General features: G+C 61.5%; 22 protein-coding genes. 1 reads left to right on the top strand and 21 read right to left on the bottom strand.

What is annotated here, in order from left to right:
- Positions 1–20 precede the first annotated feature (20 nt).
- Positions 21–1,100, top strand: a complete 1,080-nt coding sequence (locus FFM53_RS34060) for an ABC transporter ATP-binding protein (protein WP_138389925.1) — start codon at positions 21–23, stop codon at positions 1,098–1,100.
- Positions 1,101–1,119: 19 nt separating this feature from the next.
- Here FFM53_RS34060 and FFM53_RS34055 read toward each other — a convergent pair whose 3' ends face one another.
- From FFM53_RS34055 to FFM53_RS33955, 21 genes are all read right to left on the bottom strand, one after another.
- Entirely contained in the window at positions 1,120–1,953 is an 834-nt protein-coding gene (locus FFM53_RS34055) for an inositol monophosphatase family protein (RefSeq protein ID WP_138389926.1), read from the bottom strand.
- A gap of 105 nt (positions 1,954–2,058) precedes the next feature.
- A complete protein-coding gene (locus FFM53_RS34050) occupies positions 2,059–2,952 on the bottom strand; it encodes a ribokinase (protein ID WP_138389927.1) in 894 nt (297 codons plus the stop codon).
- Positions 2,953–2,975: 23 nt separating this feature from the next.
- A complete protein-coding gene (locus tag FFM53_RS34045; protein WP_138389928.1) occupies positions 2,976–3,623 on the bottom strand; it encodes a TenA family protein in 648 nt (215 codons plus the stop codon).
- A 2-nt stretch (positions 3,624–3,625) separates the two neighbouring features.
- Complete coding sequence (locus FFM53_RS34040; protein ID WP_138389929.1) at positions 3,626–4,468, bottom strand: BtpA/SgcQ family protein; 843 nt, start codon at positions 4,466–4,468, stop codon at positions 3,626–3,628.
- 35 nt (positions 4,469–4,503) lie between these two features.
- The gene (locus FFM53_RS34035; RefSeq protein WP_138389930.1) at positions 4,504–5,277 is read right to left on the bottom strand and encodes a glutamine amidotransferase; all 774 of its coding nucleotides are present in this window, start codon (positions 5,275–5,277) and stop codon (positions 4,504–4,506) included.
- Between the two features lie 118 nt (positions 5,278–5,395).
- A complete protein-coding gene (locus FFM53_RS34030) occupies positions 5,396–6,475 on the bottom strand; it encodes a phosphotriesterase family protein (protein WP_138389931.1) in 1,080 nt (359 codons plus the stop codon).
- A 4-nt stretch (positions 6,476–6,479) separates the two neighbouring features.
- A complete protein-coding gene (locus tag FFM53_RS34025) occupies positions 6,480–7,484 on the bottom strand; it encodes an ABC transporter permease (RefSeq protein WP_138389932.1) in 1,005 nt (334 codons plus the stop codon).
- Entirely contained in the window at positions 7,481–8,302 is an 822-nt protein-coding gene (locus tag FFM53_RS34020; RefSeq protein ID WP_138389933.1) for an ATP-binding cassette domain-containing protein, read from the bottom strand. The genes FFM53_RS34025 and FFM53_RS34020 overlap by 4 nt, the downstream gene beginning before the upstream one ends.
- On the bottom strand, positions 8,299–9,252 hold the full coding sequence (locus FFM53_RS34015; RefSeq protein WP_138389934.1) for an ABC transporter substrate-binding protein: 954 nt from the start codon (positions 9,250–9,252) through the stop codon (positions 8,299–8,301). The genes FFM53_RS34020 and FFM53_RS34015 overlap by 4 nt, the downstream gene beginning before the upstream one ends.
- 38 nt (positions 9,253–9,290) lie before the next feature.
- Positions 9,291–10,313: a LacI family DNA-binding transcriptional regulator gene (locus FFM53_RS34010; protein ID WP_138334066.1), complete on the bottom strand. Its 1,023-nt coding sequence runs from the start codon at positions 10,311–10,313 to the stop codon at positions 9,291–9,293.
- Between the two features lie 131 nt (positions 10,314–10,444).
- A complete protein-coding gene (locus FFM53_RS34005; RefSeq protein ID WP_138389935.1) occupies positions 10,445–11,314 on the bottom strand; it encodes an ABC transporter permease in 870 nt (289 codons plus the stop codon).
- Between the two features lie 11 nt (positions 11,315–11,325).
- Positions 11,326–12,255, bottom strand: coding sequence for an ABC transporter permease (locus FFM53_RS34000; RefSeq protein ID WP_138334063.1), 930 nt, complete (start codon positions 12,253–12,255; stop codon positions 11,326–11,328).
- Positions 12,256–12,258: 3 nt separating this feature from the next.
- Positions 12,259–13,260, bottom strand: a complete 1,002-nt coding sequence (locus FFM53_RS33995; RefSeq protein WP_138389936.1) for an ABC transporter ATP-binding protein — start codon at positions 13,258–13,260, stop codon at positions 12,259–12,261.
- Positions 13,251–14,258, bottom strand: coding sequence for an ABC transporter ATP-binding protein (locus tag FFM53_RS33990; protein ID WP_138389937.1), 1,008 nt, complete (start codon positions 14,256–14,258; stop codon positions 13,251–13,253). Before FFM53_RS33990 ends, FFM53_RS33995 begins: the two co-directional genes overlap by 10 nt.
- A gap of 189 nt (positions 14,259–14,447) precedes the next feature.
- Positions 14,448–16,082, bottom strand: a complete 1,635-nt coding sequence (locus FFM53_RS33985; protein ID WP_138389938.1) for an ABC transporter substrate-binding protein — start codon at positions 16,080–16,082, stop codon at positions 14,448–14,450.
- 34 nt (positions 16,083–16,116) lie between these two features.
- Positions 16,117–17,661, bottom strand: coding sequence for a phosphoric/sulfuric ester hydrolase PehA (gene pehA / locus FFM53_RS33980; RefSeq protein ID WP_138389939.1), 1,545 nt, complete (start codon positions 17,659–17,661; stop codon positions 16,117–16,119).
- 305 nt (positions 17,662–17,966) lie between these two features.
- Positions 17,967–19,043: an ABC transporter ATP-binding protein gene (locus FFM53_RS33975; protein WP_138389940.1), complete on the bottom strand. Its 1,077-nt coding sequence runs from the start codon at positions 19,041–19,043 to the stop codon at positions 17,967–17,969.
- A gap of 61 nt (positions 19,044–19,104) precedes the next feature.
- Positions 19,105–19,992 (bottom strand): carbohydrate ABC transporter permease, encoded by an 888-nt coding sequence (locus tag FFM53_RS33970; protein ID WP_018496164.1) that lies wholly within the window; start codon positions 19,990–19,992, stop codon positions 19,105–19,107.
- A gap of 3 nt (positions 19,993–19,995) precedes the next feature.
- On the bottom strand, positions 19,996–20,904 hold the full coding sequence (locus FFM53_RS33965; protein WP_018484161.1) for a carbohydrate ABC transporter permease: 909 nt from the start codon (positions 20,902–20,904) through the stop codon (positions 19,996–19,998).
- 66 nt (positions 20,905–20,970) lie between these two features.
- On the bottom strand, positions 20,971–22,233 hold the full coding sequence (locus tag FFM53_RS33960; RefSeq protein WP_026238778.1) for an ABC transporter substrate-binding protein: 1,263 nt from the start codon (positions 22,231–22,233) through the stop codon (positions 20,971–20,973).
- Between the two features lie 102 nt (positions 22,234–22,335).
- On the bottom strand, positions 22,336–23,235 hold the full coding sequence (locus FFM53_RS33955) for a sugar phosphate isomerase/epimerase family protein (RefSeq protein ID WP_138389941.1): 900 nt from the start codon (positions 23,233–23,235) through the stop codon (positions 22,336–22,338).
- Between the last annotated feature and the right edge of the window lie 4 nt (positions 23,236–23,239).

Here is a 23,239-nt window from a genome sequence, read left to right as displayed (position 1 = left end):
AATTCAGGGAAGGGTTTGAGATGGCACATCTTTCGATCGAGGGCGTTTCGAAGCTGTTCGGGACCGCCTTTGCCGTTCGCGACTTCTCGCTCGAAGTCGGAGACGGCGAGCTCGTCTGCCTGCTCGGCCCATCCGGTTCCGGCAAGTCGACGCTTCTCAGGATGATCGGCGGCTTCGAGCGCCCAAGCGGCGGAACGATCCGCATCGACGCGAAGGATGTGACGGTGCTGCCGCCCGAGCGGCGCCCGACCGGCATGGTGTTCCAGAGCCATGCGCTCTGGACGCACATGGACGTCTTCAACAATATCGCCTTCGGCCTGAAGCTCCGCCGGCTGCCGAAAGCGGAAATCCGGCAACGCGTCGAGGATGCTTTGGCCCTGGTCGGCCTCGCCGATTACGGGCGGCGGATGACGACGCAACTCTCCGGCGGTCAGCAGCAGCGCGTCGCGCTTGCCCGCTCGCTCGTGCTTGAGCCGAAGATCCTTCTGCTCGACGAGCCCTTCGCCAGCCTCGACCAGCATCTGCGCGAAAGGCTGCGGGAGGAAGTGCGCGATATCCAGCAGCGCCTTGGCATCACCACGCTCTTCGTCACCCACGGCCAGGACGAGGCCCTAGCGCTCGCCGACCGGATCGTCGTCATGCGCGACGGAGGCACCGAACAGATCGCGCCGCCGAGCACCATCTACCGGCAGCCGCAGACGGCTTTCGTCGCCGGGTTCATCGGCTCGATGAATTTTGTCCAGAGCCGCGTTAGAAACGGCGTCTGTGAGCATCCGCTGTTCCCGCTTCCGGTTCCCGTCGAGGATGGGCCGGTGACGCTGGCCGCCCGCCCGGAAGCGCTGACCATCCGTCCCTCGGAGCGGGTCGATGCCGCGACAGTCCATCGCATCGTCGATTTCGGCACCCACAAGACGGTCGATGTCGATCTTGCCGACGGCAGCCGCCTGAAGGCGATGGTCGCGCCGGACGATCGCATCCGGGCCGGGATGAGGGTCGAGCCGCATTTCGCCGGCTTTTTCGTCTTCCGCGACAACGAGCTCGTCCATCAGTCGATGCCGGCAAAGGGCGATGTGGAGATCGAAGAGCTCCTGCGGGTTTAGACGGTAGGAATGCGCCGGTTCACGCCTTGCTCTGGAAGCCTTCCAGCAGCCAGGGATGCAGCGCCTTGCTGGCGGCCAGGATATCGCTCTTTCCGACAACCTTAGCGCCGGAAAAACGGGTGACGATGCCGCCCGCCTCTTCGACCATCAGCGCCGAGGCGCCGAAATCATGGATCGCGAGCCCGTCTTCGAAGAATCCGTCCAGCCGGCCGCAGGCGACATAGGCAATCGACAGTGCCGCCGAGCCGAGGCGGCGCACACCTGCCGTGTTCGCCATCAGGCGTTTGATGGCCTCGAAATAGGTCTCTTCCGCAACCGCCGTGACCTGGCCGGGGATCGGCAGCCCGGCACCGACAAGCACATTCTCGATGTCACCGACATCGGCGCAGCGGATACGTTCGCCGTTCAGATAGGCGCCGCCACCGATCTCGACACTGAACAGCTCGTCCTGCATGGCGTCATAGACGACGCCCATGACGAGCCTGCCGCTTTCGACGATCGAGATCGTCATGCCGAAATGCGGAATGCCCCAGGCGTAATTGGTCGTGCCGTCGATCGGGTCGATGTAGATGATCGGAGTGTCCGGACCCGCCGTGCGGTTGCCGACGGCTTCCTCGCCCTGGATGGCATAGTCCGGGAAGGCCTTCGCCATCTCGTCGACGATGATCCGCTCGACGGCGACATCGATTTCGGTCTGATAATCGCGCGGCGCCTTGGCGAGCATTTCTGCCGACGTTCGCCGCCGCAGCGAGCCGCGGGCAGTTTCGCCCGCCTTCAATACTGTTTCGGCAAGCACGACGAGACGGGACGAGGCGGTCGGGGAAAGACGCGCGGAAATCTGGGAAGATGTCATGAGAAAAGTCCGGATGCTGCTGATATGGACGGAGTGAATCGCGAGGAGCCCATCCCTTCGCAGAGGCCGATGATGATTTTATGAAGCGCGCTCATACCGAGCGGATTATCTCAGGATCGCTTCAAGCTCGGAAATGGTCGGAAACGCCTTTCTTGTTCCATGTCTTGAGACGGTGACGGCCGCGGCTGCAACTGCGTGTTCGATGGCTAACCTGTCCAGCCGCTGTCCGCGCAGCGCGCAGGATGCAAGTGCTGCGGCCATGAACGTATCGCCTGCGCCCGTTGTATCCACAACATCGCAGATCTGGGCGGGCACTTCGATGCTATCGTGCCGGTTCACGAGCGTCGCGCCGTCGCCGCCCAGCGTCAGGACGATTTCGCGCAGCCCGCGGCTCAACAGATATTCGGCTGCATCCCTGCCCGTCGCTCCCGTCAGGGCCTGCGCCTCACCCTTGTTGAGGAAGGCGACGTCGATCAACCCCCAAAGATCGGAGAAATAGGAGCGCACCGGCGAGGGATTGAACGCGGTGATCATGCCGATCTCTCTTGCATGCTCCAGGATATCGCGGGTCGTCTGGTCGGACAGATTGCCCTGCAGCATCATGAAATCGCCGCGACCGGCCGTCGACAGGATCCGCCTGACATGAGACAGGGACAGGCTCTGCGCCGATTCCGTCGTCGTGACGATGGCATTCTCACCGCCTGGCAGCCGGAAGATGATCGAGACATCGCTCGACGCCCCTTCCATTTCGATCAGTTCGCTCCGAAGCGGCTCGTCCGCGAGGTAATGGCGTATCATATCGGCCCTCGCATCCCTGCCGACGGGCGCCACCAGCGTTGTCGGCACGCCGCAGCGGGCCATGACGACCGCCTGGTTCGTGCCCTTGCCGCCGAGATCGCTTCCGCCGGCATTGCCGAGGATGGAAGCGCCGATGACGGGAAGTTCGGAGACGGCGATGGTTTCGTCGATGGCGACGTTACCGACTATGTAGGCGCGCATGCATCCGCTTTCGCAAGGTGAAGCTAAAGATAAGACGCATCGTGAAAATCGATCTCGAGCTGCATCGCCCGGCCGAAGATCGCGCTGAGCCGCGCTTTTTCATCCTCTTCCAGCGTTTCTCCTGCCATGTCGAGTTCATTCTTCAACCATTGCGCCTGGGCGGCAAAATTCGGATCGACATGCAGGTCGACCCATTCCTTCAAGAGCGGATTGCTGATCGGGCGGTTAGCTGCTTCCTTCGACCAAGTCCAGTACATCCACTCGGCCGCAAACATCGCCGCGACCGTATCGAGGAAGCCGCCCTGGCGGGCGATTTCCAACATGCCGGCGCGAAAGGCCTCGACCTCGGCGATGCCGGTGTCGAAGGACGAGGGATCGATGCCGCAGCTGGCGAAGGTGCGCTCGAAATAGGTGATCTGCTCGTTGGCAAGCGCGTCGAGAACCGCGATTAGCCAGCGCTTCTGCGTCATCGTCTTGGCGGTCGCCGCCGCATAGGCAAAGATCGAAATGGCGCTGTCGACGAAGGCGCCTTCATAGACGAGATAACGCTCGAACGCCTCCTTGCTCAGCCTGTCATTTTTCACGTCCTCGACGAAGCGGTGGTTCAGCATCGCGCCAAGGACAGCGTCGTTCTCGCGCAGGATGCGGGCCGAAAGGCTCTCTGCCGCCATGCTCAGCCCTCCAGTCCCGGTTCGGCCGCCGCCCGGAAGGCGCGCACGCGCTCGACGTCGACCGGGTTCCACCAGACGCCGCCGTGCTTCAGCGAAGACGCAACGATGACGCCATTGGTGCGGCTCAGAATATCGACGATATTGTCCTTGTTGACGCCGGAGCCGACGAGCAGCGGCAGGTGTGTCGCCGCGCCGATTTCCTCGATCTCCTCCATCGTTGCCGAATTGCCGGTCCGCTGGCCGGTAGCGATGACGCCGTCGGCATCGAAGAAGGCGAGGTCGCGTGTCAGCTCCTGGATCGAGCGGTCGGCGACGATAGCGTGGCTGCCATGCTTGACGTGGCTGTCGGCAAAGACCTTGATATGCTCGGCCCTGAGCAGCGAGCGATAGCGCATGGCTTCGGCGGCCCTGCCCTCCATGAAACCTTCATTGGCGACATAGGCATTGGCCCACTGATTGACGCGGATGAATTTGGCCCCGCCTGCCATGGCGATGGCGAAGGCCGGGATCGGCGCATTGGCCAGCACGTTGACGCCAAGCGGAATGCCGGCTGCGCGCGCGATCCGATCGGTGACGACGGACATGAACCCCGTCGTCTCGGGGCCGATATCCTCGGGCTTCGAAAACGGCACATCGCCGTGATTTTCGATGATCAGCCCGTGCAGGCCGCCTTCCACGCAGGCTTCGGCGTCGCGCATGCACGCGTCGTAAATCGTATCCATCGCAGCCCCCCGGTAGCGCGGCGCACCCGGAAAGGCGGGGCAATGGATCATGCCGATCAAAACCTTGTCCCTGCCGAAGATATCCCTGATGGCGTTGGACGGCCTGTCCGAAATTTCCTGCATGTCATTCCCTTTCCAATTCCCGCCGCGTGCTGAAATCATGCCTGCTTTTCGGTGAGCCAGCCGAGGATGTTCTTCCAGAGCCGGTCATAACCTTCCCATTCGCAGAAAGCGGGCGAGAGCCAGTGCGGGCCGATATCCGACGTCCAGGCCGCCGTCCGCCCAGTGCCATGCGTACCGACGACGAGCAACGGATGGCCGCCCTGATCCTCGGGCAGACGTGCGACGATCTCGACGTCGGCCCGGTCGCGCACTTCAACCTCGTTGACGCCGAGAAGCACCGGCCATGCACCTTCGAGACCCCGCATCGTCGGATGCTCCGGCTTCACCACCTCGGCAACAGTTCCCTCGGGGATCTCGACGCGGTCGTCATAAGGCAGGCACGTGACGGGCAGCGTGTCTTCGACGGGGGTGCGACGCCAGCGCGCCTTGCCGTCGATGCCCTGGAAGGAGAAATAGCCGCCGACCATCAACAGGCCGCCACCCTTTTCCACCCATGCCTTCAGAAGCTTCAGCCGGTTCGGCACGGTGCGCGAATGCAGCCACACATCCGGCGGCAGCAGCAGCGAATTGGCACCGATATCGGAGAGGATGATGGCGTCATAGACGTCGAGCCCCGCCATATCGAAGGGGAATTTCTCCACTGCCTCGTGCGCCGGCATGTAGGTGAGCTCGAAGGCGCTGCCGGCGAGCGCCTTCACCAGCGGTTCGGCGCCGAGATGGAAGGTGACGCTGCCGAACTGGTCGAAGCCTTTGTAGTGCGTGGCGGAGCTGACCCAGCTCTCGCCGACAAGGAGGATTTTCTTGGTCATGGTCTGCGGTTACCTGTGATCGATTGAATTGATGGAGCTAAAGCACGTCGCGCAAAAGTGTGAAGCGGTTTTGCGATAACGACATGCGTAAAAACAAAGACCTAAAGCGCGACGCGCTTTAGCCCCCGGCATGAAAGACGCGGCGCGGATTGCTGCGCATCATCTCGTCGAGAACCGTCCTGTCGAGGCCGTGCCGCTGAAGACGGGGAAGAAAATGGCGAAGGATATAGGCGTAGCCATTGCCGCCGTAATGCGTCAGCATCATCTTCAGAAAGACGTCGTGCGACAGAAGAATCCGGTCGAGATATCCGGTCTCGACAAGACGCACGATCGCGCGCGCCGCCTCCTCGTCGCTCGGGCACTGCACCTGCTGGTCGGCATAGAAGAAGTCCATGCCGATCATGTCGTATTCGATGAATGCGCCACGCTCCGCCAGCTCGCTCTGATAGGCAATGTCGTCATGCGATGGATTCATGTGGCAAAGCACGGTGTGGCGGAGATCCGCCCCCTCTTGCGCCACCACGTCGAGCACGCGGTGGCCGAGGCGGAACCAACCCGGCAGATGCACCATCAGGGGAAGCCCGGTCAGCACTTGCGCCCGGGCAGCGCCGCGCAGCGATTTTTCTTCCTCGGCGGTGAAATCCGAGGAGACGCCGATCTCGCCGATCAGGCCGATCCTGACGCCGGTGCCGTCGACGCCTTCCCTGGCCTCGCGGACGATCTCTAATGCGATGTCATCGACGCTCATTGCCGCGACGCCTTCCGGATGTGAGGATCCGAGGTAATAACCGGCCCCCATCACGATGTTGAGGCCGGACGCTTCGGAGATGCGCCGGAGCGCCAGCGGATCACGGCCGATGCCCTTGCAGGTCGGTTCCACCACGGTGCGCCCGCCCGCCGTGGCGAAGTCCTTGAGTTCGGCCACCGCCAGATGTTCGTCGTCGAGCGTGATATTGTGCTTGTTGACGAAGGGATCCTGCCTGAGTTCGCCGAGGATCTCCATGCAGACGAAGCTTTCGGCGAGATATTGCCGTTCCGGCGTCTTCGGCGCATGCCACCAGCAGCGGCAGTCGTTGAGGATATGCTCGTGCATCAGCGTCACGCCGAGTGCATCCGCCGAAACGGGGCCGGTAACGGTCATCACCTTGCCGGAGTGGACATGCGCTTCGGACAGGCTATCTGCTGTCTGTTCGCTCATCGCTTCATCCTTTCCTGCCCAGCCGGAAATGGAAATTGGCCGTGAAGATGCGCGTGTTCAGCCAGATGGCGACGAGGATGATGGCGCCGGTGACGATCTGGGTGAAGAACGGCGATATGTGCATCAGGATCAGGCCATTGCCGATGACGGCGATGGTCAGCGTGCCGAGCACGGTGCCGAGGATGGTGCCGCGTCCGCCCATCAGCGACGTTCCGCCGAGCACGACGGCGGCGATTACCTGCAGCTCGAAACCGACGGCGGCATTGGACGAACCGGAGCCGAGGCGAGCGGCAATCAGCAGGCCGGCGACGGCGCAGGCGACGCCGGAGATGATATAGACCGAGGCGATGATCCATTTGGCGGGCATGCCGACACGCCGCGCCGCCTCCGCATTGGAGCCGACCGCTACGACCTGCCGGCCATATTTGGTCGCGGTGATGACGACGTAACCGAGAATGGCGATGACGACGGCAATGACCGCCGGGATCGGGAAGCTGAGGATTTCGCCCCGACCGAGCGCGAAGAAGCCCGGTGCATCCTTGATCGGGATGGAATAGCCCTGGGTCAGATAGAGCGCCAGGCCGCGCAGGATCGAGAGGCCGGCGAGCGTGACGATAAAGGCCGGAATCCCCTGATAGGCGGTAAACCAGCCCTGAACCAGCCCCATGAAGCCGCCGAGCACGAGCATGCCGATGACGACCGACGGCCAGGGAACACCCATCGCCATGACGATCGCCGCGACCGCATTGACGAGGGCGACCTGCGAGCCGACCGACAGATCGATGCCGCCGGTGATGATGACGAAGGTCATGGCGATGGCGACAATCAGGATGGGAGCAGCCTGGCGCACGATGTTCAGGATATTGCCGAGCGTGAAGAAGGTTTCGCTGCCGATCGAGAAGAAGATCATGCAGGCCAGGAAGAAAATGGCGATCGACAGGACCTGTGCGTGTTCACCGAAGAAATCGGCGACGCGCGAGCCGTGGCCGCGTTCCGTATAAGCCGTCATTGTCTGGCTCCTTCACCGACGATCAGCCTGACGAGATCCTCGAGGTTGGTGCTGCCGATCTGCCGCTCGGCCACCTTCGTGCCCTCGTACATCACCGCGATGCGGTCGCAGACCCGGAAGAGGTCCTGCAGCCGGTGGGTGATGAGGATCACCGAAACGCCGTTCGCCTTGACGCGGTTGATCAGGGCCAGCACCGCTTCGACCTCCGCGACTGCAAGTGCTGACGTCGGCTCGTCCATGATCAGCACCTTCGGCTTGAACGAGGCGGCGCGCGCAATGGCGATCGCCTGGCGCTGCCCGCCGGAGAGCTGAGCGACCTTGCCGGTCAGCCTCGGGATGCGGATCTCAAGCGAATCCAGCATCTTGCGCGCTTCGGCCAACATCGTCCTGGTGTCGAGAAACGGCCCGCGGCTGAGTTCACGGCCGAGAAAGAGATTGCCGACGACATCGATATGATCGCAGAGACTGAGATCCTGGAACACCATTTCGATGTTACGCCCACGCGCATCCGCGGGGCCGGAGAAACGAACCTCTTCGCCTTCCATGGTGATTGTGCCGGCATCGGGAATGTAGGTTCCCGAGATGATTTTCGTCAGTGTCGATTTGCCGGCGGCGTTATCGCCGACGAGGCCCAGGCATTCGCCGGGGAAGATGTCGAGATCGACGCCGCGCAGGGCCTGGTGCGAGCCGAACGACTTGCGGATGCCGCGTAGCGAGATGCGCGGGTCGGATCGGGTGCCGCCGGAAGTTCCGGTTCCGGAGGGTGCGAGCCCTCCGGAAGCGGCGGCAGCGATGTCACGCTGTCCGCTTTCGATCATTTGAAGACGGCCCGGTACGGCTCGACATTCTCCTTGGTGACGATGGTGATCGGCACCGAGATCGTCTTGGTGACGGCTTCGCCGGCCGAGGCCTTGACGAGTGCGTCGACGGCGGCACCGCCCATTGCGGCCGGATCCTGCTGGACGACGGCGACGACGAAGCCGGCATCGATGCCGGCAATGGCTTCGGCAGTCAGATCCCAGCCGAACACCTTGATCTTATCCTGCTTGCCCTGGCTCTGGACGGCGGCGATCGCCCCCATCAAGGCCGGCTCGCCGGTGGCGTAGATCGCGGTCAGGTCAGGATTGGCGGTGATCAGGTTTTCAGCCGCCGCAAGGGCGTTGTCCTGGATGTTCTGCCCATCGACGACGCCGGCCATTTCAATGCCGTCGACGCCTTTCAGGGTCTTTTCAAAGCCCTCCTGGCGGATGTTCTGGATGAACGAGTTCAGCGCGCCGACAACGCCGAGCTTGGCTTTGCCGCCCATGTTCGCCTTGACGTAGTCGAGGAAGTATTTGCCCATATCGGCGCCGGCCGCGGCATTGTCGACGCCGATCTGTGCCTTCTGCGGGCCATCAGGCAGGATGGCATCGATGGCGACGACGGGAATGCCGGCATCGGCCGCCTGCTTGACCGCCGGCATGATACCATTGACGTCGATCGCCACGACCGCAAGGCCGGAGACCTTTTCCTGGACATAGGTTTCGATGGCGCTGTTCTGCGCCGTCGTCTCGTTGTTGGCGTTGAAGATCACCAGCTTGACGCCGGCGGCATCGGCCGCCTTCTGGGCGCCCTCATTCATCTGGTTGAAGAAAAGTGCCTGCTGGTTGATCTGCACCAGCGCGACGGTCTTCTTTTCCTGCGCCGCGGCGCTGGACAGGCCGATGAAGGTCAATGCCGTGAAGCCGGCGGCGGCGATCATCGTTCGTCTTGTCAAATTCAGTGTCATGTTCTCATCCTCTTTTGGTTTTTTGACGTTGCTGATTATTATTTCGCAGGCGGCGCAACGGAGTTCCGCACCACGATTTCGACAGGCAGGAGTTCTTCCGAGGCGGATGGTTTCCACTCGTGCCAATTGGTTTCCAGTAGCAGCTCCAGCGACCGCCGGCCGATCTGGCGCACCGGCTGACGGATGGCCGTCAGCGGCGGCGCAAAGAGATGAAGCGGACCGACATCGTCGAAGCCGATGACCGAGATGTCAGCAGGGATCGAGACGCCTTGGCTTCTGAAGACCTCGACCAGCCCGATGGCGATCTCGTCGGAGCTGGCGAAGATCGCCGTCGCCTTTCGGTTTCCGGAGAGATAGTCGAGCGCAGCCGCACGGCCGTATTCTATCGTATATTCGCCGGCATAACGATCGGCCCGGGCCTCGTCGCCATGCTGTTCCCTGAGCGCCTTCAGCAGGCCGTCATAACGCCTGCGGGCACTGATCATGCGCTCGTCGCCGCCGATGAACAGGACATGGCGATGGCCTTGTTCGGCCAGATGCTGGCCGGCGAGATAACCGCCCTGCTCATTGTCGCAGAACAGCTTCGGCGCCTTCGAATTGGGAATGTCCTCGTCGACGATGATGACCTTGCCGCTGCCGTTGATCAGCGCGGCAAGCGCGCCGTCGTCGGGATGGTTGGTGACGAAAATCAGGCCGTCGACGTGATTGCGCTCGATGAGCTGCAGATATTCGATCTCGCGTCCCGGCCGGTTGAGGGTGGCGTGCAATGAGACGGCGAGCTTCTTTTCATCGGCCGCCTGCTCGACGGCGGCGACGAGCGTTGCGAAGAAGGGATTGGCGATATCGGGCACGACGAGGCCGATCGTGTCCGAGCGGCCCCTGCTCAACCGGCGCGCATGCGGGTTCGGCCGGTAGTTCAGCGTCTTGATCGCATCCTCGATGCGCTTCTTGGTCTGAAAGGGAAGATCGAGACTTCCGTTGACGAAACGCGACACGGTGGTGACCGAGACGCTGGCAGCGGCGGCAACATCCTTCAGACTTGGCGTCGTTCCTCTGGCCATTGATGGACCTATTGTAAAGCGGTTTAGTAAAGCGCTTTACAAGACAATATCGATTGCTCGCCGTTGTCAACAGCGATGAATGTGCAGGATCTGTTTTTTTGCGAGACGATCGAAGCTCGACCGGCAGGATGTCAGCCGATCGTCGGGTCGAGCTTGTCGCGCAGCCAGTCTCCGGTGATGCTGATCGACAGCGTCGTCAGCATGATGACGAAGGACGGCGCCAGCATGATCCAGGGCGCGCGGGTCAGATATTCGCGTCCGTAGCCGACCATGTTACCGAGGCTGCTCATCGGCGGCTGCACGCCGAGGCCGAGGAAGGAAAGGCTGCTTTCCATCAGGATGATCTCTGGGAAAGTCAGCGTCATCGAGACGATCAGCGTCGAGGCGATGTTCGGCAGGATATGCTTGAGATAGACATGGGCCGGCTTGGCGCCGAGCTGCGTGACGGCGGCGGCATAACCCTGGCCGCTGGCGGCGATGGCAAGGCCGCGCGCAATGCGCGCATAGCGTTCCCAGCCGTAAAAACCCATCAGGCAGATGAGCAGCGGCAGCGAACTGCCGAAGAAGGCGAGCACGGCAAGTGCCATGATCAGGAAGGGCATGGCCGCCTGGAAATCGGCAAGCATGACGACGAGCTGCTCGACGACGCCACGGAAATAAGCGGCGAGAAAGCCAAGCGTCGTGCCGACGAAGGCCGAGATCAGCGTTGCCCCGAAAGCGATCAGCAGCGAGATGCGGATCGACACGATGAGGCGGGAGAGAACATCGCGGCCGAGTTCGTCGGTTCCGAGCCAATGCGCGGCATTGCCTGGCAGTGACAGCCGGTTCTTCAGGTCGAAGGCGGTGATATTGTAGGGCCGGATCCAGTCGGCCGCCAGCGCGATCAGGATCACGACGGCGATCCAGGCAAAACCGATCATTACGAAAACGGGCACACCGCGCTTCTTCGTTGCGCGCACTTCGTGGATGACGGTCGCCGGTTGAGCAGAGATATTTGTCATGGTTCCGCTCCTTAATGCCTTGCCTGGTTGCTGCGCAGACGCGGGTCGAGATAGCCGTAAAGGATATCGACGACGAAATTCGAAAACACCATGGTCGCTGCCACCAGCAACAGGATGCACTGGACGACGGCGAGATCGCGGTTTGAGACGGCGACGACGAGAAGCCGGCCGACGCCTGGCCAGGAGAACAGCGATTCCACCACGACGGCGCCGGCGATCAGCGTGCCGACCATGAAGCCGGCGATCGTCACGATCGGGATCGCCGCATTCGGCAGCGCATGGCGCCAGACGACGTTTCGCCAGGCAGTGCCCTTGGCGCTGGCGGTGCGGATATAGGGCTGGCCAAGCACCTCGATCATCGCGCTTCGGGCAAAGCGGGCAAGAATGCCGGCACCGCCGATGCTCATGGTGATGATCGGCAAAATGGCATGCATCCAGCTGTCCTGGCCGCCCGATGGCAGCAGGCCGAGCGTGACGGAGAAGATCAGCACCAGCACGAGGCCGAGCACGAAGCTCGGCATGGTGAAGCCGACCACCGCGCTCGCCATGACGGCGCGGTCGGTCGAGCTGTCGCGGTGGAGGGCGGCGTAGACGCCGGCCGGAATGCCGATCACCAGCTTAAGGATGAGGGCCGGGATCGTCAGCTCCAGCGTTGCCGGAATGCGGTCGAGCACGAGCTGGATCGCCGATTGGCCGTCGCGCATCGAGATACCGAGATCCCCGCGGGCGATCGCCCCGAAATAACGCAGATACTGCACCCAGATCGGCTGATCGAGACCCCAGGCGGTGCGGAAGGCGCGGATTGCCTCCGGCGGCGCTTCCGGACCCATGATCGTCAAGGCCGGGTCGCCGGAAAGACGCAGGACGACGAAGGCGAAGGTGACCACCAGCACGATGGTCATCAGTGCGCGGAACGCTCTTATCAGGAAGAAACGGATCATGGCTCAGCTCTCCATGAGCGTTGATGCGGGTGCGGGCGCAACGAGGTGGCAGGCAGCTCTCCGGCCCGCCTCGACGGTGACGAGTTCAGGCGTCTCGATGCGACAGCGCTCGACCGCATGGCCGCAGCGGGGATGAAAGGCGCAGCCGGCAGGCCGGGCAGCGGGGTTCGGCGGTTCTCCCTGCAGGATGATACGGTCGCGCAGCGCCGTGCCGGGAACCGGAACGCTGGAGACCAGTGCCTGCGTATAGGGATGCAACGGGCTGCGGAAAATATCCTCCGAAGCTGCTTCCTCGACGATCCGGCCGAGATACATCACCGCGACTCGATCGGCGATGTTGCGTACGACCTTCAGGTCATGGCTGATGAAGGCCATGGCGATGCCGCGCTTTTCCTGCAGGTCGCGCAACAGGTTGATCACCTGCGCCTGGATGGAGACGTCGAGAGCCGAGACCGGTTCGTCGCAGACCAGAAGCTCCGGATTGGTGGCGATGGCGCGCGCTATGACGACGCGCTGGCGCTGGCCGCCCGAAAGCTCGTGCGGATAACGCTCCGCCTGATCGCGGCGAAGACCGACGGCGACGAGCAGTTCGTCGACACGTTCGCGCCGCCCCTCCTGGCTTCCGACGGCATGGATGGCAAGCGGTTCGCCGATCTGAGCGCCGATCGAGATACGCCGGTCAAGGGCTGCCAGCGGATCCTGGAAGACGAGCTGCATGCGCGCCCTCAGGCTACGCCAGCGCGGCGTTCTGAGTGCCGGCATCGCCTCGCCGTCGAAGCGGACGCTGCCTTCGGTCGGAGTTTCGAGCCCGAGCAGTAGCCGGCCCACTGTCGATTTTCCTGAGCCGGATTCACCGACGATGCCGAGCGTCGTCTTCGGTGCGACCGACAGCGAAACGCCGTCGACCGCCCGGACATGGCTCGGCTTTCCGAAGGCGCCGCGGCGCATCGTATAGGTCTTGACGAGGTCGGTCGCTTCGATCAGCTGATGTTCGCTCATGCCCATGCCACTCCCTGCTGGACCTTCATGAGGTTCGGCTTCGATGCGGTGGCGCCGTCACTGAGCGGATGGAAGCAGGCGGTTGCGCGGTCGTCGTCAAGTGCGACGAGCGGCGGCACCTTGTTATGACAGAGTTCCGAGGCATGGCCGCAACGCGGCGCGAAGGCACAGCCGCCGGGCATGCGGCCGGGTTGCGGCACGGTGCCTGGGATTGGTACCAGCTGGTCGCGGCCGGCATCGATACGCGGAATGGCATCGAATAGCCCGCGCGTATAGGGATGGCGCGGCGACCGGAACAGTGATTCCGTCGGGCATTTCTCGACGATGTTGCCGGCATACATGACGCAGACGCGCTCGCAGATCTGCGACACCGCACCGAGATCATGACTGATGAAGACGATCGCCATGCCGGTTTCCTCGCGGATCGAAATCAGCAGATCGAGGATCTGCGCCTGGATCGTCGCGTCCAGCGCCGTCGTCGGCTCATCGGCGATCAGCAGATCAGGATTGCCGGCGAGCGCCATGGCGATCATCAGCCGCTGGTTCTGGCCACCGGAAAATTCATGCGGAAAATTGTCGAAACGGCGCACGGCGTCGGGAATGCCGACCATTTCCATCAGGCGGACGGCCTCGTTGCGGGCGGCCCTGCCGGTCAGGCTCCGATGCAACTCGACGGCCTCGGCGATCTGCCGGCCGGCACGGATGACCGGGTTGAGCGAGCTCGACGGATCCTGGAAGATCATCGCGATGCGGCCGCCGCGAATGCTTTCGAGCTTCGTGCGCGACGCGCCGATCAGCTGATCGCTGCCGAGACGCACGCTGCCTGAGACGGAAGCCTTTCCAGGCAGGAGCCCGAGTGCCGCCAGCCAGGTGACCGACTTGCCGCAGCCGGATTCGCCGACGAGACCCACCGCCTCTCCCTTCTCGATCGCCAGATCGACGCCGTGCAGGACTTCGACACCGCTGAAAGCGACCTTCAAATTGGAAATTTCGACCAATGGCATTTCGCCTCTCCTTCTTGCATTCCCGCCAGCCGCCAGATCCGAATGAGAGCATGATGTCGTCCGAAAACCGCTCACACTTTTCCGCATCATGCTCGTGCCCGTCGGGCTTGCCTGGTTTCCGGATAGCCGGTGCACCAAATGGCAGCGAGCCGGAGTTTCCCCCGGCTCGCTGATGTCGTCAGCTCTTGATCAGGACCAGTTGCCCTGGCGGAAGTCCATGGCGAAGGCCGATGCGGCCTTCCAATTGATCGACTTCGACTTGGCGGTGAAGACGGCGTTCTGGTGGAGAACGGTATAGGCGGGGTCTTCGCGCTCGCAGATCTGCAGCATGCGGGCGAAAGCGTCATGACGCTTGGCGCGATCGGTGCTGGTCTCGAGGAAGGTCGACAGCGTGTTCATTTCGGCGTTGGTCCACTCGCCGACCTGTTGCTGCTGGCCGTTCGGACCGTGCTGGGCGACGATCGAGGAAACCGGATCGGGGAAGCTTGCGGAGTTCGACCAGTCGCGAACGGCGCGCGTCGGCGTCTTTTCGAGGATCTGCTGCCAGTTTTCCTTCATCTCGATCTGCACGTTGAGGCCGACCTGCGCCCACATTTCGACGAGGATCTGCGCCGTCGGCGTCTGGTTGGTATAGTAGTTGTTCAGCAGGCGATACGGGATCGGATCGCCCTTGTAATTGGCTTCCTTGAGGAGCTGGCGGGCGAGATCAGGATTGTATTCCGGCACGGTCCAATCCTTGACCAGCATGTCGCCATAGAAATCCCACTGCAGGCCGGCCGGAACGCGGGTGCGGCCTGCCCAGAGCGAGTCGACGATCGCCTGGCGGTCGATGGCATGCGTGAAGGCGCGGCGCACCAGCGGATTGCCGAGCTGGGCATGGGTCTTGTCGAATACAGTCAGGCGGTGGTTGGTGATGATGCCGCCCTGGACTTCGAAGGCAGCGTTCTTTTCAATGCCTTCAATCTGGTCCGGCGGGATGTCGCTGGCGAGGTGATATTCGCCGGACAGCAGGCCATTGACGCGCGAGGCGACTTCCGGAACTTCGACGAAGCGGATTTGCTTCACCGGAGGACGGCCGCCCCAATACTCGTCATGCGCTTCGTAGATCAGGTAGGTATCCGGCTTGAATTCGGCGACGCGGTAGGGACCGGTGGTGATCGGTGCGCGGGCCCAGTCGAGATAGCTTTTGGCTTCGTCCCAGGCGCGGCGGTTGGCGATGGCGCTGGCGGCAACGGAGATGCGGCCTTCCATCGTCACGTCAGGCGAACCGTTGACGAAGCGGACGGTGTATTTGTCGACGATTTCGACGCCGAGCAGGGCCGGCCAGATACGGCGGGCGACGGCCGGAATTTCGACCGGCAGTTCCTTGCTTTCGCGGCCGAGCGGGTTCTTTTCGGTGACGAAGATCGTCTTGCCGGTGCTCGGCTGCGTATCGCCGAACATGCGTTCCTTGCTGAAGGAGAACGCGACGTCTTCGGCCGTCATCTCGTCGCCATTGTGGAATTTGACGCCTTGGCGCAGTTTCAGCTCGACGGTCTTGTCGTCGATACGGCGCCATTCGGTGGCGAGTGACGGAACGGCCGAGAGGTTGCCGAGCCAGTCGAGGCCGATCAGGCTTTCCCAGAGCGACGAATTGAAGATGCGCTGGCCGACATTCGACTGTTCGCGCAGCGTATCCAGCGTGTTCGAGTTCGAGATCTTCTGGACGGCGATGGTGATGGAAGGACGGTTGTCGGCCTGGGCGATGGAAAAACGCGGCAGGATCAGCGAGCTGGCGACGCCGGTGGCAAGGCCGAGAGCACCGCGACGGGTGAAGGTGACCATGGGAATATCTCCTTGGGTTCTCTGATGGTTCGGATCAATGGCTGCGTTCGCTCAGGCCCTCGGGGCCGGAGCGATAATGGGTCAGGGTTCTGTCGGCATGTTTCAGGCGCCAGGAGAGCGCCTTCTGCGCATAGTCCCGCACGAGCGCGGCATAGGCCGGATCGTCGGCGAGATTGGTGAATTCGTTCGGATCGTGCCGCAGATCGAAGAACAGTGGCGGCAGCGCTGCGAAATGAACGTATTTGTATCGCTCGTCCTGGATGACGCAGAGGCTGCAATCATTCATGCCGAGGCCGAGGAAACTCTGCGGCTCGGAATAGTAGACGTCGCGGAAGTCGTATTCGTAGTGCAATTCGGTGCGCCAATCCTGCGGCCGGCCCTCGCTCAGGAAGGGCAGCAGCGACAGGCCGTCACAGGCGTGCGGTATCTTTCCGCCGAGCCAGTCGAGTATGGTCGGCATGACGTCGATGCTCTCGGTGAAGCCGCTTTCGATCGCCCCTGCGCGTGTGCTTTCTCCGGCGTCCTTGATGACGAGCGGAATGCGGAAGCTCGGATCGTTGTAGCCGATCTTGCCGAGCAGGTGATGATCGCCGAGTTGCTCGCCGTGGTCGCTGGTGAAGATGATCAGCGTATCGTCCCACTGTCCGGTCTCGTCGAGATAGTTAAAGACCCGGCCAAGGCAATCGTCGACCTCGGTGATCAGGCCGCAATAGGTCGCCCGCATCTGGCGCAGTTCCGCTTCGTCGAGCGTTGCGCCCGACCCTTCGGCGCCCTGGAAGAAGGAGCCGCGGCGGATGCTGTCGACATAGAATTTCATCAGCGGATGTTGTGCAGCTTCGATATCCGGGTTAGCCGCGCGGATCGGCGCCGGCATGTCTTCCGGCCGGTACATGGCATGATAGGGAGCAGAGGCGACGAAGGGCGGATGCGGCCGGTAATAACCGAGATGCAGGAAGAAGGGCTTGCCGTCACGGCCCTTGAGATAGGTCAGCGCCCGCTCGGTGAAGAAGGTCGAGTCCGAAAATTCTTTCGGGATGCGTGATGGACGGTCGGTGGCGCCGGCAACGGCATCCTCGCCCTCTGGCAGCCAGATATCAGGGCGATGCTCCGGCAGATCGAAGCCGTTCTGTGCCACCCAGCCGAAATAACCCTCCATATTGGGCTCGAAGGCGCCGACCGGATGGAAGCCATCCATCAGGTCGCCAAGCACCCTGAAGCGCGGATCGTTCGGCGAAGTGGTGCGCGGATCCGGCACCGTCGTCGTATAGCCGATCAGCGCCGGATCGTAGCCGACGCCGCGCAACGCCTTGCCGAGGTTGAGATGGCGTTGGTCGAGCGGCACCGTGTTCTGCACGGCACGATGGTTCATCAGATAGAGGCCGGTGAGCAGGCTCGCACGGGCCGGGCCGCAGGGAACGCAGGTCGTCACGTGGTTCCTGAAGGTCACGCCCTCGCGACAGAGCCGGTCGAGATTGGGCGTCTTCAGGAAATCGATTTTCCCGTCGGCACGCAGAACGTGCGGAACGAAATCGGCTCGCCATTGGTCAACGACGATGAGTAGAACGTTTTTCTTTCGCATGGAGCCCCCACTTGTGCGGGGCTGTTTGAACCGCGATTATTGCAGCGCGATGACCACTTTTTCAAAGTTCCATGACATTGAACGGATCGTGGCTTTCTTCGCTTTTATTCCAGAAGCGTCATGAAATTGTAACATACACGACACACTCATGGCCCGCGCCTGATCTGATCTGATCGCGGCACGCACCGTCAGTTTGCAGTTCTTTGAGACCCGGCGGCATGCTTCCCGCGGCAGATCAAGGAGGCGGGCAACGTCTCCTACGATCAGACGACGGCCGCTCTGCCCGATCGGTTGCTCCACTGAGCCTATACCAAGCGGTCCGTCGACGCGTCGAAGAGATGGATCTGACCCGGATCGACCGACAGCCCGATCATGTCTCCTGCCTTGACCCTGTCGCGTCGCGTCTCGACGATCGTCAGCTCCGGCTGGGTGGCCGCGACGATGAAGGTCGAGGAGCCGGTCGATTCGACGAAGGCGATCGGCACGTCGAAACTGCCATGCCCGGGCTCGACGACGCCGATATGTTCCGGACGGATGCCGGCGATGAGCTTACGTCCGGGCTCGATGGCACGGGTGATCGCAAGCGTCTGCTTCATCGCGCCGAAGTCCAGGATCAGGCTCTTGCCGTCTTCCGCGGCAATCGCGGGAATGAAATTCATGGCCGGCGAGCCAATGAAACCGGCAACGAACCGGTTTGCCGGCCGGTCGTAGAGGTCGAGCGGCGCGCCCTGCTGTTCGATGACGCCATCGCGCATCACCACCACATGGTCGGCCATCGTCATCGCTTCGATCTGGTCATGGGTGACATACACCGAGGTGGCGCCCAGCCGGTCGTGCAGGGCGCGGATTTCCTTGCGCATCGAGACACGGAGCGCTGCATCAAGGTTGGAAAGCGGCTCGTCGAACAGGAAGGCCTGGGGGTTGCGGATAATGGCGCGGCCCATGGCTACACGCTGCCGTTGGCCTCCCGAAAGCTGGCGCGGATAACGGTCGAGCAGCCGGGAAAGACCGGTGATGACAGCGACTTCCTCGGCTTTCTGCTTTGCCTCAGCCTTGGGGACGCCGTGCATTTTCAGCGAATAGGTCAGGTTCTGTTCCACCGTCATATGCGGATACAGGGCGTAACTCTGAAAAACCATGGCGATATTGCGCGACCGCGGCGGCACGTCGTTCATCACCTCGCCGGCAATCTTCAGTGTGCCGCCGGTAATTTTTTCCAGCCCGGCAAGCGAGCGGAGCAATGTGGACTTGCCGCATCCGGACGGGCCGACTAGCGCGACGAACGTGCCCTTGGGAATTGAAAGGTTGACATTCTTAAGCGCGTGAAAGGCGCCGTAGTGCTTCTCGATGCCCAAGAGTTCGATCTGGATGTCCTGGCTCATGCCGAAAACCTTGCTGGTCCCCAACCGGGACCGATGAGATGGCCAAGGGTGAAAAATGTCGTCATTTGACTGCTCCGGCGGCGATGCCGCGCGTTAGCGTGCGCTGGAAAATCAAGAAGAAGATCACGGTCGGTATTATACCCAGGAAAGCCGCCGAGGCCTGCAGCACCGGGTCCGACATATTCTGACCGCGGGTGAGGCCCATGGCGACCGAGACCGTCTGGTTGTTATTGGACACCAGCATGACGAGCGGGATCAAGAATTCGTTCCAAGTCCAGATGAAAAAGAAGGTTCCCAGGACCATGAGTGTCGGCCGCAGTACTGGGACGACTACGAACCAGAGCGTTTTCCAGTGGGTCGAACCATCCATCTCGGCCGCTTCGAGGATTTCCTTGGGAAAGGTACTCAGCACGGTCGATAGCAGGTAAGTCCCGAAAGCGCTTTGCAGGACCGCGAAAATGATGATCACGGAAAGCTGCGTATCGTAGAGACCGCTCGCTTTCGCCATGTAGTATAGTGGGTAAATGATCGACTCCTGCGGCACCATAATGCCCAGAAGAAAGACCACCAAAATCACGCGCGAACCCGGCACCTTGCCGACCCCAATCGCATATGCGTTGAACAGGCTTATCAGCACCCCCAACACTGACACAGCGAAACTGATCACCACGCTGTTGAGCAGCTTGCGGCTGAAATCAGACACCGTCCAGAATTTCTCGATCGCCGTGAGATCGATCGACCGGGGAATCGATAGCGGTCCGCCAACCGCGTATTCGGCACTGGCCTTGACGGCGTTGAGCAGAGCAAGGAAAAAGGGAAAGAGCGTAAAGGCGAGGAGTAGAATAAGGATGGCCAGCACCACCCACCGCATGGGATCGCGTCGCGCGCGATCGGCTGCCGCCGTCGCCTTTGTCTTGGTCGTAACATCGCTGAGAACTGAGTAAGCCATGATCTACTCCTTCGACTCCTGCTGGCTCTGGAAGCGTAGGAAAATGACAGCCAACGCAATCGTCAGAGTCGTTTGCACGACCGCGATGGCTGCGGCATAGCCGACGCGCTGTGTTGTGAAGAAGTGGTAGTAAGTCAGATAGGATGGCACGAGGGTGGCATTGTCGGGGCCGCCGGCGGTGATGACAAAGATTGGCGCAAAGACTTTAAGCGCTGCGATCAGCGTGGTCAGCACAACGACGAAAATCTCCGGCGCCAGAAGTGGAATGGTGATCGTCACAAACCGGCTCCACCAGTTTGCCCCATCGAGCTCCGCAGCCTCGTAGAGAGAAGGGTCGATACGCGAAAGACCGGCCATGAAAACCACCAGACAGTAGCCGACCTGTATCCAGACAATGACGAGCGAGACGGCAGCAAGCGCGAATGTTGCATCGCCGATCCAGTTCTGTGCGAGATTATCAAGGCCGATGGCCTTTAGCGTGATGTTGATGACACCGACGGGATTCAGAATCCAGCCCCAGAGGACGCCCGCGACCGTTACGGGCAGAATCTGCGGTAAGTAGAAGCCGGCCCTGAAAAAGCTCGATACCCATTCCCCGAATTGGTCCCTGACATAGTCGAACAGCAGAGCGGCCAACACCAGGCCGATGCACACCGGTATCACGGTCATCGAAACGATGAACAGCAGCGTGTGATACATCGATCCCCAGAACTGATCATCCGTCAGCAGGCGATGATAGTTCTGCAGGCCGACCGGTCGTGGCGTGCCGACGCCTTTCCATGCCGTGAAGCTCAGCCCGAGATTAGCAAGCTGCGGTATGAGCACGATTAGAATGAAGCCGATCGTCCCTGGAATGAGATAGAGGCTATAGCTTCGTGAACCGTCGCTCGATCGCTGGCTGGATATGGCCATATCATTCTTCCTTCAGCCTCCCATGCTGGGCTGCGCCTTGGGCGCAGCCCAGCGTTCAAGATCGCGCTACTGATTTTCCTGCGTGTCGTCGTAGACCTGCTTGATCTGTTCGACGAACTGCTCCGCAGTAAGACTGCCCTGGAAAAGACCGGTGTCTTTCTGGTTGAGCACGTCGTAGTAGCCGGGAACCGGCCAGTCAGGATAGAAACCGAGGCCGCTTTTGTCGGAGATCTGCTTGAAAACCGCTGCGGCGTTCTTACCGATGGGGTTGGTGATGACGGAAAGATCAGCGGCGATCGGCACGCCGCCGGCATTGCCGAGTTCGGCTTGGTATTTCGGCGACAAGGTCAGGCTGATCCACTCGGCGGCGAGATCGGGATTCTTGCTACCCTTGGGAACGACCCAGAGATTGCCTGTCGAGCCGACCGAATATTTCGGCGTCGGAATGACGAACTGACCCCACTTGAAGTCCTTGATGGTCGAGGCGAAGGTGCCGAGATTCCAGGTGCCCGAGACGTACATCGGCGCCTTGCCGGAGGTGAAGAGCAGAGCCGCGTCCGGGTCCTTCATGCCCGTGGAGTCCTTGTTGATGTAGCCCTTTTTGACCCAGTCGAGCAATGTCTGCGCCGCATAGAGGTAGGGCGCGCCGTCGAGGGGAGCCTTCAAACCCTGATAATTCTGGACCCAGGCGTCATCGGCCTTGGTATAGGCTAGAGAGGCTAGCAAGTGCTGACCACTGGTGTCGATGGCGCCGAGCGCGAGAGGCGTGAGACCCTTCTGCTTGAAGGCTTCCATGTCAGCGACCCACTCTTCGAGCGTCGTCGGCGGCTTGAGGCCTGCCTTTTCGAACATGTCAATATTGTAGAAGCACGAAACATATTCGCCGAAGACCGAAACGCCCCAAACAGGGCCAGAGCCATAGATGCCCTTTTCGTCATAACGGCTAAGGACAAGATCGCCTTCGTTAAGGATCTTGTCCCAGCCTTCCTTCTTCACATAGTCATCCAGATTGGTCAGCAATCCCTGGCTTGCAACCAAGCCAGCGGTCGCATTGCCCTTGTTGTACTCGAGCACGTCGGGGGCTTGATCGGAATTGAGGATCATGCCGCCTGAGGCCTGCAACTGCTGAAAGGTCTTCTGCTCGAAGCTGACGGTGATGTCCGGATGTTTCGCCTTGAACTCCTCGAGCGCTTTCGTCCAGACAATGCCCTGAGCCGTGGTCGGCTCCTCGAACCACCAAATCTTGAAGGTCTTCTGTTCGGCATGGCCGACCGAAGTCATCAGCATCGCCGTGCCGAGTGCTAGCGCAAGTCTTGCAATTCTTTTCATGCTTTCCTCCCAAAAAAGCGGCTGCGCCGCGAAAAGACCCAAGTTAGTCAGTCATGGAGCCGCCGGGCCTCCCAGCCCGGTGGCAATAGCTTAGGTGGTCGATCAGGGGTCAACAACGAAATCTCCACCCCGGCACGTCTTCAGATAGTTGAGCCCGTGAACCTGACCAGTCATCTCAAGCGCATCGCGATAGACCGGGTCATGCCAGCCTTCGATGTCGATCGAGCCGGACCAGCCGGCAAGGCGCAGCTCGGAAATGATGTCGGTCCAGTTGCTGTCGCCGAAGCCCGGCGTGCGCATGAAGACAAACTTCTCCTTGCCGAAGATACCGTGTTCCTTAATGACCTCCCAGCGGATGGTCGCATCCTTGCCGTGGACATGAAAGAATTTGTGCGCCCACTTGCGGATCTGCGGCAAAGGATCGATCAGATAGACCATCTGATGGCACGGCTCCCACTCCAGCCCGATATTATCGTCAGGCGTCTCGTTGAACATCAGTTCCCAGGCATCCGGATTATGCGCGATATTCCAGTCGCCGGTCGCCCAGTTGCCGTCCATGGCGCAATTCTCGAAAGCAATCTTGACGCCCTTGTCGGCCGCCCGCTTGGCAAGCTCGCTCCAGATCTGCTTGTAGCGAGGCAGGCTGTCTGTCAGCGGCTTGCCGCGGATGCGGCCGGTGAAGCCGGCAACGCAGGTGGCGCCGAAGTGATGGGCATTGTCGATACAATGCTTCCAGCCCTCCAGCGTCTCGAGGTCGATTGCGGTCTCTTCCAGCGGATTGCCGAACATGCCGAGCGTCGAGATGGTGATGTCGCGGTCGCCGATCGCATCGAGGCAGCGCTTGCCGAGTTCGGCAAGATCCTGGCCCTTGGTCGTCTGCCAGAAGAAGGGCTCGAAGCTTTCGAAGCCCATGCCGGCGATCTCGCCGATGCGGGTAGCGGCATCGCCCTTGTTGCCGCTGACCATGGTGCCGATTCGAATGGATTTTGCAGGGTTGCTCACGTCA

The organism is Rhizobium indicum (genome assembly GCF_005862305.2).
In the GTDB taxonomy this organism is placed as follows: Bacteria; Pseudomonadota; Alphaproteobacteria; order Rhizobiales; family Rhizobiaceae; genus Rhizobium; species Rhizobium indicum.
This window is presented reverse-complemented; position numbering and strand designations above follow the sequence as displayed.